11 protein-coding genes and 1 pseudogene are annotated in these 14132 nt (G+C 60.1%); 4 read left to right on the top strand and 8 right to left on the bottom strand.

Going from position 1 to position 14132, the window contains the following annotated elements:
• The 3 genes from J2857_RS00785 to J2857_RS00775 all read right to left on the bottom strand — a co-directional run bounded on the left by J2857_RS00785 (position 1) and on the right by J2857_RS00775 (position 5982).
• Positions 1-2142, bottom strand: coding sequence for a type I secretion system permease/ATPase (locus J2857_RS00785; protein ID WP_210008101.1), 2142 nt, complete (start codon positions 2140-2142; stop codon positions 1-3).
• 11 nt (positions 2143-2153) lie between these two features.
• Positions 2154-4187 carry a hypothetical protein gene (locus J2857_RS00780; protein ID WP_210008100.1) on the bottom strand — a complete coding sequence of 678 codons (2034 nt, stop codon included), beginning with the start codon at positions 4185-4187 and terminating at the stop codon, positions 2154-2156.
• 118 nt (positions 4188-4305) lie between these two features.
• Complete coding sequence (locus tag J2857_RS00775) at positions 4306-5982, bottom strand: hypothetical protein (protein ID WP_210008099.1); 1677 nt, start codon at positions 5980-5982, stop codon at positions 4306-4308.
• 633 nt (positions 5983-6615) lie between these two features.
• Between J2857_RS00775 and J2857_RS00770 the strand changes: the two genes are divergently transcribed.
• Together J2857_RS00770 and J2857_RS00765 are read left to right on the top strand one after the other, a co-directional pair.
• Positions 6616-7428 carry a helix-turn-helix transcriptional regulator gene (locus J2857_RS00770; protein WP_210008098.1) on the top strand — a complete coding sequence of 271 codons (813 nt, stop codon included), beginning with the start codon at positions 6616-6618 and terminating at the stop codon, positions 7426-7428.
• Positions 7370-7903, top strand: a complete 534-nt coding sequence (locus J2857_RS00765) for a hypothetical protein (RefSeq protein ID WP_245362967.1) — start codon at positions 7370-7372, stop codon at positions 7901-7903. Before J2857_RS00770 ends, J2857_RS00765 begins: the two co-directional genes overlap by 59 nt.
• On the opposite strand, the gene J2857_RS31465 is transcribed toward J2857_RS00765, so the two are convergent.
• Positions 7875-8168, bottom strand: a complete 294-nt coding sequence (locus J2857_RS31465) for a DUF6894 family protein (protein ID WP_432420132.1) — start codon at positions 8166-8168, stop codon at positions 7875-7877. The two genes, J2857_RS00765 and J2857_RS31465, sit on opposite strands and share 29 nt — an antisense overlap.
• A 243-nt stretch (positions 8169-8411) precedes the next feature.
• Positions 8412-8687, bottom strand: a complete 276-nt coding sequence (locus tag J2857_RS00755; RefSeq protein WP_210008096.1) for a hypothetical protein — start codon at positions 8685-8687, stop codon at positions 8412-8414.
• A gap of 689 nt (positions 8688-9376) precedes the next feature.
• On the opposite strand from J2857_RS00755, the pseudogene J2857_RS00750 reads away from it, so the two are divergent.
• A pseudogene (locus tag J2857_RS00750) lies at positions 9377-9580 on the top strand (acetolactate synthase large subunit); the annotation flags it as partial.
• A gap of 25 nt (positions 9581-9605) precedes the next feature.
• On the opposite strand, the gene J2857_RS00745 reads toward J2857_RS00750, so the two are convergent.
• Positions 9606-11441 (bottom strand): ABC transporter ATP-binding protein, encoded by a 1836-nt coding sequence (locus J2857_RS00745; protein ID WP_210008095.1) that lies wholly within the window; start codon positions 11439-11441, stop codon positions 9606-9608.
• A gap of 35 nt (positions 11442-11476) precedes the next feature.
• Positions 11477-12673, bottom strand: a complete 1197-nt coding sequence (locus J2857_RS00740; protein WP_210008094.1) for an aminotransferase class V-fold PLP-dependent enzyme — start codon at positions 12671-12673, stop codon at positions 11477-11479.
• Between the two features lie 96 nt (positions 12674-12769).
• On the opposite strand from J2857_RS00740, the gene J2857_RS00735 reads away from it, so the two are divergent.
• Positions 12770-13597 (top strand): IclR family transcriptional regulator, encoded by an 828-nt coding sequence (locus J2857_RS00735; protein WP_210008093.1) that lies wholly within the window; start codon positions 12770-12772, stop codon positions 13595-13597.
• Between the two features lie 10 nt (positions 13598-13607).
• Here the strand turns inward: J2857_RS00735 and J2857_RS00730 are convergent, their stop codons facing one another.
• A complete protein-coding gene (locus tag J2857_RS00730; protein ID WP_210008092.1) occupies positions 13608-14120 on the bottom strand; it encodes a RidA family protein in 513 nt (170 codons plus the stop codon).
• Positions 14121-14132: the final 12 nt, after the last annotated feature.

Genomic DNA, 14132 nt, shown 5'->3' with positions numbered 1-14132 from the left:
CTATTGCAACTGATGGCCGAATGAACCGGTATTGATATCGATACCGCGGGCTTCGATGGCCTTCAGCACATCCGCCCGCATCCCGAACAGCGCGACGGTGCCATTCACCAGCAAAAGAACCTTGTCGACGCTGCTGAGGAGGGCAGGACGTTGCGTGATCGTCGCGACGGTTATCTTGTGTTCCTTGGCGTGCTGAAGTGCATGGAGCAGCGCCGCATCACCCGCATTGTCGAGATTGGAATTCGGCTCGTCCAGCACCACCATCCTCGGATCGCCGAAGAATGCCCGGGCCAGCGCGATGCGCTGCTTCTGGCCGCCCGAAAGAGGAGCGCCGTCAGCCGCAACCACGGTTTCGTATCCGTGAGGCAGGCTGGCGATCATTTCATGGACATCGGCCAGCATCGCGGCACGGTAAATCTGCTCGTCGTCCGCATCATGCCGCATGCGGGCGATATTGGCCTTGATCGTGCCCGGGAAGAGCTGCACGTCCTGCGGCAGGTAGCCTATGTTTTCGCCGAATTGCCGCTGATCCCAGTTCCTCAGGTCCATCAGATCCAGGCGGACGCTGCCCGAGGTCGGCAGGATCGATCCGACGAGCATTTTTCCAAGAGTGGTCTTGCCGGCGCCGGAATTGCCGATGATCGCGAGCGAATCTCCGGGCTGCAGGGCAAACGAAACGCCGTTGAGCACGACCCGCTTGGTTCCCTGCGGCACATAAAGGAGACGCTCGACATCCAGGCGCCCCTCGGGCTTCGGCAGGTTCAGGCGGTCGAAATTCAAGGGCGAGGATTTCAGCAGCGCCGTTATTCGAGCGTAGGCCGCGCGCGATTGGCTGTATTGGCTCCATCCTTCGATGGCCCCTTCGATCGGCGCCAGGGCGCGACCCGCAATGATAGAGGCCGCGATCACCATGCCTCCGGTGATCTGCCCCTCGATCGACAGGTAGGCGCCCCAGCCGAGCATTGCGATCTGCGTCAGAAGACGGCAGGCCTTCGATATGGCCGCGATGGTGATATTCCGGTCCTGCGCAATGACCTGCGACTTCAGCGAGGAGGCGGTATCCTTGCCCCAGATCTGTACCGTCTCGGGGATCATCGCGAGCGCATTGATGATCTGCGAATTGCGCGACATCGATTCCAGATGAAGATTGGCCTTTATCTGCGCCGTATTGGCTTCGGCAAACGGCTCGGCCGTCATCCGCTGGTTGATCTGGGTGAAAACAAGCAGCATGAGGGCCGTCAGGACGACGATCAGGCCGAGATGGGGATGGATGAGGAAGACCGCCACCACGAACAGAGGGGCGATCGGCGCATCGAGGAACGAGAGCAAGGTCCTCGATACGAGGAACGATCGAACCTGCTGAAGATCGCCGAGCACCTGGTATTCGCGGCCATTGCTTTGAAGCGAGGCGCGGGCGGCCGCGCTCAGGATCGGGGCGCCGAGCTGCGCTGCGATTTCCACCGCGGTCCGCATCAGGATGAACCGCCGAAGCGCGTCGAAGGCAGCTTGCAGGATGACGGCGCCGACGATCACGATCGTCAACATTACCAGAGTGTCAAGGGAGCGGCTGGTCAGCACCCGGTCCGATATCTGGAACAGGTAGACCGGGATCGCAAGCACCAGGATATTGCTGGCAATGGTGAACAGCATGACGATCGCCAGGTTCCGTCGCACGGCGTTGACGCCTGCCCGCAGGCTGGCTGAAAAATCGACCGGGGCGAGACGCTTGTGAAACGTTCCGTCGCCGCCGCCGCCGGTCGACGGTGATTTTCCGAAGGTCTTTGTTTCGGTCCGCAAGGGTCCGGTGTCGGCATCGATCGTGATCATGCCTTCCGGCGCCTTTGCCTCCGTCGCTTCGCGCACCGTGGGCTTCGGCTCGATTTCGATGATCCTGTCATTGGCAGGCATGGGCAGAATATCGGCTCCGGCGGAGTTTTCATTTGGCCGGGATGGGTTCTGCGAGGCGTTTCTGGGTTCCAGTCTGGATATCGTTGCTGAAGGGGCTGCGCCCCCGGATGACAGTTTCAGGCATTCGTCCACAACGCGCTCCAATTTTTCATAGATATCCTCACCGGCAGGTTGCTGACCTTCATCGTGATCGTAGGCCTGTTCTAGATCGGCCCTTTTTTGGGCATCCGACATGTTTCCCCCCATTATCCGAGCACATGCTGTAGTCCGTCGTTCTGATACTGGCCGTCGGGATCTACTGGCACTCCGAGGCCGGGCTCGGTCGGATCGGCTTCCAGCATGGAATCGTCGAGAAAAGCCACCGCTTCGTTGACCAGCGCGTCGGGATCGTGCGCGGCCCATTCCGGGCTGCTCGAAATCAATCCCGATTGAAAAAGCGTTTCCTGGGAATATTGCTCGCCACCCACATAGGTAATGCCGAGAGAATCCAGGTCGGCGATCGCCGCATTGTTGATGAGTGCATTTCCCCCGGTGGAAATCGACCACGTCGCATCCGCGTGAGGATTGAGGGTATTCAGCGCCAAGGCGATCTGGTCGCTGTCGCCGACGATGTTGGTCTGGCTGATATACTGGATATTCAGCAAGTCACCGCTGATATAAAGAACGCGCAGTCCCGTCGTTCCCGCAAATGCCGGGTCGGTCAAAATGCTCTGGGAGATATCTCTTCCGCCGGCGGCAAAATCGCTGGCTGCATCCAGATAGGCCGAAGGCAGAGTGCTAAAGCGGTCGGCGCCGCCGATGTTGTAGATATGGGCCTGGTTCCAGAGCAGATTTCCGCCACTGGATATCGTGCCCTCGCCGGTCGTTCCGAAACCCGTAACCGCACCGACGACATCGTTGTCGAACAATATGTTCGTCTGATGAATGATATTGGCATCGTACAGACTGCCGCCAATCAGGATCAGATCATAGGCTTGGCTGAGTTCGTAGATCGAAGTCTGGTTGACGCTCGTATTGTCGCCGGCGATGATCCTGGTCGTGGCGCCGGAAGACGACAGGATGCCGATGTCATTGTCGGACATGAAAATGTACTGTTCCAGCCAGTTGGCGATCAGCAGATCGCCATGGATCTCTGTGACCGCCCAGCTTGCGGGGTAGCCGCCGCTGTCATTTGCTGGAGCGTTGCTGTCCTCTAGCGGATCGACCCTGTGGAATGTCGCAATATTGAATATTTCATCCGGCGCGCCGTCGTTCGTCCAACCGCTGATGGCCGAGGTGATCGCGTCAGTATTCTGAATGACGTTTACCTGGATGACTGCGTTGATCTCGAAATGATTGCCAACCACCGCGGTTACCGTCGCGCCGGTCCAGATATTCTTGAGAACAGCATCATTGACGACGGTATTGTTGCCGCCGACCAATTCGACCAAGGCTTCCACTTCGACCGAGCCATCCGCATAGATGTGGACGTTGGATGGCGAGGCATCGTCCTCCGCATCGGCTTCATCGCCATCGTCGGCGGCATCATCTGCTTCATCGTCATCCTCACTGAAGGAATGGTGGTCCTCCAGCTTCGGCGCCTCATCGACGAGCATGCCGTTGACGTAAATGCCTTCGATCGTGGTGGATTGATGGACGAAAGCTTCCATGGGGCCGTCGGAATCCGCCGAAAGGGCCTCCAACTGGCTGGCGACGGTTTTGATGATCTCGATAAGATCCGCCGTGGACTTGGGCATTTCGAGATCGCCGATAGGCGCGTCCGCAAGGACATCCTTGGCCGTCTGCAGCAGCTCGCCGTTATCGATCGGCGTGGGATTGAACGTCAGGCCATGTCCCCCGACGCCGAAGCTGTCGTTGTCGGAAAGCGAGGCGGCCTGAACGATGAAGTTCGCGACCGAGCCGGGAGGCTGTATCTCCCATGTGAAGGACTTGCCGCTTGCGTAGAACGGGTACTCGTGCTGCGGCATCTCATGCCGGCCGTAATACGTCTTGATGTCTGCCATGGGAATCGGCGGATGATCGTATCGGCCCACGAAGTGGGGATGCCAGATAGGCGTGAAACTGGCGGGTGCCTTGTAGACCACGCCCGGATCGAACCCGAGCAGCTCGTAAGGCGCCTCGAAATTGGAGTGGATCACCGCGGATGTCGGGATGAATTGTTCGGGCGTGTAGAGCGAGAAATCCTGGTAGCTATCCCGCAGGCGCGCATCCTCGACGTTCGTGTGGAAGAGGCCGATGAAATGAGCGATTTCCTCGGTGATTATGTCCATCGTCGTCATGACCGCAGCCTTTGTATGGGCATGCCTGAACCACAGGTCGTTCGGAATGAGGGACTGCGCAGGAGGTCTGCGCAGTCCACGATGTGAAGTCTCCGCCTAAAGCAGGGAGCAGTGTCGCTTAGACGCCGTCGTGAGTGTCGTCGCCTGCCACCGTGCTGTGGAGGTCGCCGCCGACGATCGTCATGTCGATTGCGTTCTGCTGCAGGTTCGCACCCATCACGATGTCCTGGTTGAAGGCGTGGGTTTCGATCAATCCGTCGGACGAAGCGGAACTCGTGCCGGTCACGAAGCCATCGTCACCGTTGTGCGAGCCCCAGACGCCGCCATCGCCGCCGGCTCCGCCAGAACCGGTGGTGGCCCAGCCACCCGCGCCGCCGGCTGCGCCAGCTCCGCCGAATGCCCAGCCACCCACGGCACCGCCGCCGGTACCATCGGCCCATGCGCCACTGAGTGCCGCACCGCCTTCGCCAGCACCGGATGTTGCGTCACCACCGGTAGCATCACCGCTGGTTGCCGCACCGGTTGCCGCTGCGCCACCGGTACCGCCACCGCCTGCTGCGCCGTCACCGCCCAAACCGGCACCAAGACCGGCGCCGAAGCCGGCACCAAGACCGGCACCGAGCGCACCGCCGCCATCGCCGCCGTCACCGGCATCCGAAGCTTCGCCGCCACTGCCGCCCGCGCCGCCGGTCGGATCTCCGCCTGCACCGCCGCTGTTTCCGCCGCCGGGACCACCAGGACCGCCTGATCCGCCATCGCCGTCTGCGAAGATCGGATTGATCAGGCCGAGGCTGCCGCCAATGTCGGTCGTTGCGGCTCCGCCGGTCGAATCACCGCCGTCGCCCGCGTCGGAGGCGCTGCCGCCGCTCGAGTTCCCGCTGTTGCCGCCTGCGGCACCGTTTCCGGCGGTGCTGTCGCCGCCGCTATCGCCGTCACCGGCAAATGCAAGCCCTGCGCCAAGGCCGAGACCCAGGCCAAGACCCAGACCGAGGGCGTCGCCGCCACGCCCGCCATCGCCGCCAGTGCCGTTGCCGCCGTCGGCATCGCCGCTGTCGGCGTCGCTATCGCCGTCGCCGCCGTCGGCATCGCCGCCGTCGCCGTCACCGCCAATTGCAGCGCTCGCGGCCAGGCCACCGAGACCGTCGCCGCCAAGTGCGAACCCGCCGAGCGCTGTACCGCCGTTGCCGCCGTCACCGCCGTCGGCATCCGCGTTGCTTCCGCCGTCACCGCCGCCGCCGCCGGCATTGATCCCATCGGAAGCAAGCGCAAGTCCGCCCTTGGCGGTAGCATTCAGTTCGAACGAACCGTCGTTGCTGACGGAGGCGTTTTCCAGCTTGTCATTGTCCTGGATGTTGGCCACCTGACTGATGACATTGCCGACATCATTGCCTTCACCGGTCAGGGCGTTGTTGAGCACGTCATCGATGCGGATGTTGAACATCCCATCGATGGAACTGTGGTTCATATCAACATCGGCAAAGTCGTCATCCGTCGGCAAGTAGCTCTCGAGATCAACATCGACGTCAACGGCGACGCCGACGGTGGTTTCGTTGACGTTTTCGTTGAAGTTGCCGTTAAAGTTGCCGTTGAGATTCAGATTGCCGTTGCCGTTCAGGTTCAGGTTGCCGTTACCATTTCCGTTGCCGTTAAGGTTCTCCGACTCGCTCGTCTGGCTCTGGTCGCTGGCCTGTTGCTGCTGCTGCTGTTGTTGTTCCTGTTGTTGCTGTTGCTGTTGCTGCTCCTGGCTATCAGGATCGTCGACCAAGGTGTCGAACACGCTGCGTTTATCTACCATCACACAGTCCTCTTATGACTGCGACGGCGTGACCGCCATTCATCTTTTTGGGGTCTTTGCTCGTCGCGGTTGAAATGAGTCATCAGCCTCTGGCGTCAAGGCGCGCGTCAACGCGACCGTTCGCCGGTTTTTCTCTCGTGATGTCTGATTTTTTCCTCTCCCCTAGTTTCCCTAGAAGCTTGGAATGAGCGGCGCCCTGGATCGCAGACTCGCTACATCTTGCGCCGACAAGCGTTCTTTAGCGCTCGTTCTTCAAGTGCTTCGGGGTGGACACTGTGTCCCGAATGAGCAGAAGAAATAAGGTAATATTTCGGTCTAGCGCAACCTGATGAATACTATGTGAGCATAGTTAGATGGGCTATATGATCTAATCAAGAAGACGTAACCAAAATCGGCGGGTGTTTACCCTTATGTATGCAGCAACTCGCTCTCAACGGGTGGAAACGCTGCCTGATCATGATCCGTTCGCCTGGAAACGACCTTGGAAGCCTCATTCCGTGGCCGATTCGATCTATTCCATAAATCCTTCGGTCTATTCCCAGCATTCGGCTCTTGGTTTACCGTTCCCTAATAAGATCTTCGGAGCACCACTTTGCGTGTACTTTCGATCAACGACGGGAAGGGGACATTTCCATGCAAATTCCGCATGGTATTTCGCAACATGTCGGCTTGGATCTGGCAACAAACGCCCTGAAGAGAATGAATGCGATCCGAACACTCCTCTTCATCTGCTCACCCGGAACAATCTCCACCGCGATGACGGCGGCCATCGAAAGCGAGTTTCCATGGCTCAGCGTCAAGACTGTCCCCGACCTGAAACTGGCCTCGGTGGAATTCGACAATCCTGTGCAGCTCGTACTGGCGGATGTCCGCCTTGCCTCCGCTCTCGCCGAGTACTGGCCGGAGCTCGCCAGGCACCATCCTGCTGCCACCCTTGCGCTGATGGGTACCGATGATGGCGAGATAGCCTCCGATCATCGAAGAGCGAAAGAGCTTGAAAACGTCCAGGGCATACTGCCGTTCAATGTCAATCTCGACCTCTTTCTGTCAGGCCTGCGGATCATATTGAAGGGTGGCACGTATTTCCCTTCTACGGGTTACCGTGCCCAGAGAAGTGCATCTCTGGAAGGCGAAGAGCCGGCGGATCTCAAGCCAGCCTTATATCAGGCCGGCAAATCCGCGATCGAAAAGCTGACAAAACGTGAGAACGAAATTCTTGTCAGGATGGCCATGGGCAATCAGAACAAGATCATCGCGGCCGCCCTGGGCCTGTCCGAACATACCGTAAAGATTCATATCCACAACATCATCACCAAACTCGGCGTGCATAACAGAACGGAAGTCGTCGCTCTCTATTTTGAATATAGACGCAAGGATACGACCGGCAATGCAGGCGACACCAACCGCGGCCAGGACGGCCACTCCCTCTCGGGCGACAAGTACTAGGCTCCAGGACATCCTGCTCCTGATCGGACAGCTGAATTATACCTGGACCAATACGGAAAGCCTGCTGATCCACATGATCGCAGGTCTCGCCAAAGTGGACAAGGAAACGGCGATCATCATCTTCCTGACCTTGAATACGACCCGGGCCCGCGTCGACCTCGTGGAACGGCTGACCAAGATGCGCAAGACCGCACCGGCCTGCCGCAGGGAAATCCTGGAGGCCACCCGTCGCCTTTCCGACGAAGCCAAGCTTCGCAATAAATACAACCACTGCATTTATTCGTTCGATCCCGACAGCGGCCGCAACATCACGCAATCGATGCGGATCTTCGAAAGCAGGGACGAGATCAAATACGGGAAGATCGAGGAACTCGACACGCGCGAAATCGGCCGGATCCGCGAAAGCATCAATTCGCTCGTCGCGATCAACAGGATGTTCTGGGGGATCACCGAACGTTACGGTTTCCCCACCTAGACCTGAGGCCTGATACCGCTATGCCGGGCAGGGAGCCGTTGAGAGCGTCGGCCAAAGTAACGATCGATATGAGATGGCCGGCATCGTCAGTGATGGAAATCGCCCGCAAAGCCAAGGCTTCTCCCTGCTGAATATGCTCAACGACGATGTCTCTCATTCCGGATATGACTTCAGCCATGGCTCTCTCGATATTGAGGAAGTCAAGGCCTTCGGTGTCCGGAATAAAACCGTCCTTCAGATCGACATTCAGAAAATATCTCACCATGAAACCCGACCTCCCGGGGATAGCGTGGCGGCCACTTGAAACTGCGAAATCCAACCCGTGGCAGAAGCGACGCTGACAACCTCCCAGCGTCTACTCCTCCTCCATCTCCCGATCTGCGGTTAGGCTCAATCAGAACACCAAGAGTATGTCTATATATAAATTACCCACGGCCCCGGTCAACCTGGAATTGGCGGCTTACCAGACTGGGGCTTTAATCTTCCCGGCACCACCGGTTTGCGGTGATCACTCAGGGTTGGTTGCATGCCTCTCCGTAAGCCAGCGCCTTGCCGTATGCATGTTGATGCTCGCCCAATCATGGCTCAACGCCGAAACGAACAAGCTGTCATTCTGGAGGATAATTTCCTCAAGATATCGCTGCAGCTCCGAAGCATCTCCATCGAATTCTACCAACCATGCAGTTCCGGATAACTTGCAGGTTACCAGCGGCTGAATCCTTTTCCGCGCCCGATTGTATGATTCAACCTTCTCAAATTCCAATATGACCAGAAACACCGCCATGCATCGCACCTCCAGGCGGGAAGAAACAAATGTTGATGCATAAAGTTCCCTTCATAAAACTGAAGAGGATCTTTTTGTAAGGGCGCAGGTTTTTCTCAAGGAAAGTTCGCCTTCAGGTCCGCGTTTGCGCTCCGTCGGAGCGTTCTGCAAAACCTTGGACCGATCTGATCTCGGCGCCAAGCAGCTTCGGCAAGACCCGCACCAACTCCGGATATTTGTCCAGGTCGTGGATCGCGAGGCAGTGGGGACATGGCATTTCAACCGCTCCGCAGCCGCAGCATCGGGTACCGGTATACGGTTTGGCAGGATGAGCTTCACAAACCCAGCCCGTGTCCTTGCAGTCTCTGCACCTGAACATGAGCGAAAATCCTCTCTGATCCGCAGGGGCGGAGGATAACACGCACATGAGTCGCAGGCAGTTGCACCAAATGAGCTATATCCATCAGCCTATCGGCTTCGTGGCCTGATGGAGGAAGTAGGCCACTCTCAGGCGGAACAGCGCTCCATGGAAATCCACGACGATCGATTGCAGCCTGCGCCTCAGGCGGTGGCCTTGCGGTAATGCGGCGAAGCCTGCGATCAGCGCATACTCCAATATCATCCCGCTCCCGGCCTTCACTGGCAAGGCGCAGATCATGAATGCGGCTCATCCGGGCGGGCTCGGCGACACCTAAGCCGGCAATCCGCCGATGGCCAATGTCGGCGTCAACGCCTATGGCCGCAACGCCCAGCGCATGCTCGATCTCGATGCTCCGAAGCTCGACTGGTGCTCGCTCGCCAAGGGCCTCGGCGTCGAGTCCGGCCAGGCGAGGACGATCGAAGTATTCGTCAAGCTGTTCGACGGCGCGCTCAGCCGCAAGGGTCCGTTCCTGATCGAGGCGGTGATCGACTGACGGCCTCGCACGCCGAGCGCAATCTTTACATCGCAACCAGATGACCCGGTGAAACGGTCTTGTAGCCGAGCGGGTTCACCTTGTAGTCGACTGAGCGGATCGGGCTTTTCAGCTCGTCGCTCGCAACCATTCGTTTTTCGCGGCGGCGATCGGGGTCCGGCACCGGCACGGCCGCCATCAGTTTCTTCGTGTATTCATGCTGCGGATTGCCGAACACGGAGGCGCGTGGGCCGATCTCGACGATTTCGCCGAGATACATCACCGCCACCCGATGGCTGACCCGCTCGACCACCGCCATGTCGTGGGAGATGAACAGGAAGGCGAGGTTCAGGCTCTGCTGCAGATCGAGCATCAGGTTGATCACCTGCGCCTTGATCGAAACGTCGAGCGCCGAGACGCTTTCATCCGCGACGATTACCTTGGGCTCGAGCGCAAGCGCCCGGGCGATGCAGATGCGTTGGCGCTGCCCACCGGAGAACTCGTGCGGGTAGCGGTTGACCATGTCGGGTGTCAGGCCGACCTTGCGCAGCATGTCGGCGACGACCTCCTTCGCCTGCTTTGCCGTCCCCATCTTATGTTCCAGATAGGGCTCGGCGATCGCCTGGCCGATCGTCATGCGCGGGTTGAGCGAGGCGAACGGATCCTGGAAGATCATCTGCACGGATTTGCGCATCTCGCGCATCTCCCGCTTGTCGAGCGCCAACACATCGCGGCCCTCGACGACAACCGAACCGGCATCCGGCTCGATCAGCCGCATGATGGCCCGGCCCGTCGTCGACTTGCCGCAGCCGCTTTCGCCGACCAGCGACAGCGTCTCGCCGGCATGGAGATCGAAGGAGACGTTCTCGACCGCATGCACCCGCCCGCTTACGCGACCGAACAGGCCGGAATGGATATCGAAACGCTTGGTGAGGTTCTTCACCTCCAGAATAGGCCGATCGTTGGCGGCGACCGTATCGGCGACCTCCACCTGCACATCGGATTCCCCGGTCGCCACATTGACGACGGGAAAGCGTAGCGGCCGCTCGTATTTCTGCATCGAGCCGAGCACCGGCACGGCGGCAAGCAACGCTCGCGTATAAGGATGTTTGCCACGGTGGAAGATGTCGGGCGTGTCGCCTGTCTCGACCTGCTCGCCGCGATACATGACGATCGTCCGGTCGGCGACTTCGGCCACTACGCCCATGTCATGGGTGATGAACAGGACGGACGTGCCCTCCTCGTCCTGCAACATCTTGATGAGATCGAGGATCTGACCTTGGATCGTCACGTCGAGCGCCGTCGTCGGCTCGTCGGCGATCAGCAGCTTCGGCTTGGAGGCCAAGGCCATCGCGATCATCACGCGCTGGCGCATGCCGCCCGAGAAACGATGCGGATATTCGTCGAAACGCGAGGCGGCCGACGGAATGCGGACCTTTTCCAGCAGCCGAATGGTCTCGGCCTTCGCCTGCGCCGCCGACATCGTCTTGTGGCACAGCAGCGCCTCGGAAATCTGGTCGCCGATGGTGAAGAGCGGGTTGAGGCTCGTCATCGGCTCCTGAAAGATCATCGCCACATCGTTGCCGCGCACCTTGCGCATCTCGTTTTCCGGAAGCGCCAGAAGATTGCGCCCGCCGAGCATGATCTTGCCCTCGATGCGGCTGGTTCCCTCCTGCAGCAGCCGCATGATGGAGAGCGAGGTGACGCTCTTGCCAGACCCGCTTTCGCCGACGATCGCAACGGTTTCGCCGGGAGCGACGGTGAAGGAAACGCCACGCACGACCGACTTCCACTCGCCGTCCACATTGAACGAGGTGGTCAGGTTCTCCACCGAGAGGACCGGCTGAGCGGACTGGACGGGTTGTGCTTGCGAGATGGCCATGATCGTTCCCTGTCTTTCTTTATCGGTTCCGGTGCTCAGTCCGGCCAGCGAAGCGCACTGTCGAAGCGGTGACGGCTGCGTTCTTCGATCGGGGTGGCGATGATCTCGTTGGAGGCGCGCGCCTTGTCGATCTCCTCGGTCAGACGGGCCGCGACGATGGTTTCCTGGCCCGGATGCAGGTTGCAGGGATCGAGGTAGAAGTAGTGATGCTCCACCTCGTGGTCGCGGACGATGATTGGTGGATTGCCACGGCCGAGCGCTGCGGCCAGATCCCAGGCGGTGATATGCGCTTCCTGCGCGGAGATGATGACGCGCATGCGGTCGAGCGGATTGTTAGTCGGATCGGGTTCGATCAGGGCGGTGACGCCCGGGCGACCGTCGAGCATCCGTTTCCAGAGATTGAGGTAACCCGTCTCGCGTTCGCGGATACCCGCATGATCACGCTTCTCCCAGGCTTCCAGCGCCGCCATGACGCCGAAGATGCTTTCCTTGCCGACCTTCATGCCGCGGCCGATGCCCATGTTCTGCAGGAAGGCGCTGCGCACCAGTTCCTTTTTGCCGGCAACGATGCCTGAAGTCGGGCCGCCGAGGAACTTGTGGCCGGAATAGAGGACGATATCGGCGCCTTGCGCCAGGAAGAGCCTGAGGTCATATTCGGAAGCCGCATCGACGATGACCGGCACGCCCTTCGCATGGGCGATCTCCACGAACTCGACGAGGTTGAGCAGACCGTAGTCGACCACGTGATGCGAGACGACGTAGACAGCGGCGGCCGTCTTCTCGGTGATCGCGTTTTCCATATGGTAACGATGCGTCGAGGTCGCCTGGCCGACCAGCACCACCTTGCCGCCGGCGAGCCGGATCGCCTGGTCCACCGGTGCGCCGTAGCTCACCACGTGGCCCATCTGCACGAGCACTTCGTTCTTGTCCGGCACGGTATCCGGCAGCTTCTCGATCGCCAGCAGATTGTTGCCGGTAATGGCGCCCGCGACTGCGAGGCTGATGCCCGAGGAACAGGAGGCCGTGACGAAGCCCGCCTCACCGCCGGTCAACCGGGCGATGATCGCGCTCGCCTTGCGCTGCAGATCGTTGATCTCGACGAATTGCGGCAGGATCGCCGCCATCGCCTGGATCGCTTCGGGAACGACAATCGAGGCCCCGAGGCTGGTCATTGTCCCGGAAACGTTGATGACCGGGCGAAGGCCGATCTGGGTGCGGATATCATCGCTCATTGTGGTTCTCCAAAGTGGCGGCCAATGGCGAATTGCCATCGACAGATATGCCATAATAATGTAATAGCCTCTCGAAAACAGACGAGGAGCGTTGAATTGGACGCAAAGACTTCATCCGCAGACCTTTCCGGCGACGCCGGTTCCGAAGTCGAAGCCAAGGGCGCGCGCCGCTCGCGCGTGAGCGGCATCGACCGCGCGCTGCAGGTGATCGACTATCTCTACGAAACGGGTGCGCCGTCCGGCGCCTATGCGATCGCCAAGGCGGTCAAGGCGCCGCTGTCGACCGTTTATGTGATCATCGACGATCTGGTCGAAAAGAACATGCTCGCCCGCAATGCCGACGGCTCGATCTGGCTCGGCGCCCGGCTCTACCATTACGGCCTCGCCTATGCCCGATCGCTGGATTTCATGAGCGTCGCAACCCACGAGATGCACGACCTCTGCCGGCAGGCGGGCGAAACCGTGCAGGTCTGTGGCCGCGATGGCGACTACATGCTGGTGCTCGCCATGGCGGACGGCCCGAGCCATTACCAGGTCGCCTCCCGCGTCGGCACCCGCGTGCCGCTCAACTGGACGGCCTCCGGCCGGCTTCTCGTCGGGCACCTGCCGGAGGCCGAGCGGATCGAGCTGTTCAAGCGCTGCGCCCGCACCTCGCCCACCGGCCGCGCCGAGATCGACGCCCGCACGCTGTCGGACTCGGCCGGCAAGGCCTTCGAGGAACGGCTGTCCATCCAGGTGGCGGAGTCCGATTATGCGGTTGCCTGCATCGCCTCGCCGGTCTGCGACCGGAGCGGTGAGTGCGTCGCCACCATTTCCATCGTGCTGCCGGAACAGAAGGTCGTGTCCGACGGGAACCACTATACGGAACATGTCCGTGCTTCCGCCCAGCGGATCGAGAAGCTGATGGGTTGGCGCAACCACTGACCTTGCCTCCTCAGTCGTTCAGCGAGACGATCGCCTCGATTTCGACGGTGATATTGCCCGGCAGCGAGCCGAAACCGACCGCCGAACGGGCATGCTGGCCCGCATCGCCGAACACCGCAATGAAGAGGTCCGAGCAGCCATTGATGACACTCGGATGATCCTCGAAATCCGGCACGGCATTGACCATGCCGAGCAGTTTCACCACCCGCTTCACCCGCGAAAGGTCGCCAAGCGCCTCGTGTATGACCGCAAGCAGGTTGATGCCGACGAGCCGCGCATGCTGATAGGCGAGATCGACGCTGACATCGGCGCCCACCTTGCCGGCATGCAGATGGCCATCCGCCTCGCGCGGCCCCTGGCCGGAGAGGTAGAGCATATTGCCTTCACGCACATGCGTGACGAAATTGGCGATCGGCGGCGGCGGCGGCGGCAGCTTGATGCCAAGCTCGCTCAGCCGATCGTAAGGTGTCTGTGCCGTGGGAGCGGCTTTTGCTGAAGACGTGTTCACGTCAACTCCTGTCATGCGATTTCAAGA

Origin of the sequence: Neorhizobium galegae, from assembly GCF_017877055.1 — a bacterium.
Lineage (GTDB): Bacteria > Pseudomonadota > Alphaproteobacteria > Rhizobiales > Rhizobiaceae > Neorhizobium > Neorhizobium galegae_D.
The sequence above is the reverse complement of the archived record's forward strand: the minus strand, read 5'-3'. Positions and strand labels throughout refer to the sequence as shown.

Excerpts from the sequence above, each read along its gene's own strand:
- J2857_RS00765 (WP_245362967.1), top strand. The coding sequence starts at position 7,370 with ATGCAGGCGACACCAACCGCGGCCAGGACGGCCACTCCCTCTCGGGCG.
- J2857_RS00745 (WP_210008095.1), bottom strand. The coding sequence starts at position 11,441 with ATGGCCATCTCGCAAGCACAACCCGTCCAGTCCGCTCAGCCGGTCCTC.
- J2857_RS00775 (WP_210008099.1), bottom strand. The coding sequence starts at position 5,982 with ATGGTAGATAAACGCAGCGTGTTCGACACCTTGGTCGACGATCCTGAT.
- J2857_RS00780 (WP_210008100.1), bottom strand. The coding sequence starts at position 4,187 with ATGACGACGATGGACATAATCACCGAGGAAATCGCTCATTTCATCGGC.
- J2857_RS00730 (WP_210008092.1), bottom strand. The coding sequence starts at position 14,120 with ATGACAGGAGTTGACGTGAACACGTCTTCAGCAAAAGCCGCTCCCACG.
- J2857_RS31465 (WP_432420132.1), bottom strand. The coding sequence starts at position 8,168 with ATGGTGAGATATTTTCTGAATGTCGATCTGAAGGACGGTTTTATTCCG.
- J2857_RS00785 (WP_210008101.1), bottom strand. The coding sequence starts at position 2,142 with ATGTCGGATGCCCAAAAAAGGGCCGATCTAGAACAGGCCTACGATCAC.
- J2857_RS00740 (WP_210008094.1), bottom strand. The coding sequence starts at position 12,673 with ATGAGCGATGATATCCGCACCCAGATCGGCCTTCGCCCGGTCATCAAC.
- J2857_RS00755 (WP_210008096.1), bottom strand. The coding sequence starts at position 8,687 with ATGGCGGTGTTTCTGGTCATATTGGAATTTGAGAAGGTTGAATCATAC.
- J2857_RS00770 (WP_210008098.1), top strand. The coding sequence starts at position 6,616 with ATGCAAATTCCGCATGGTATTTCGCAACATGTCGGCTTGGATCTGGCA.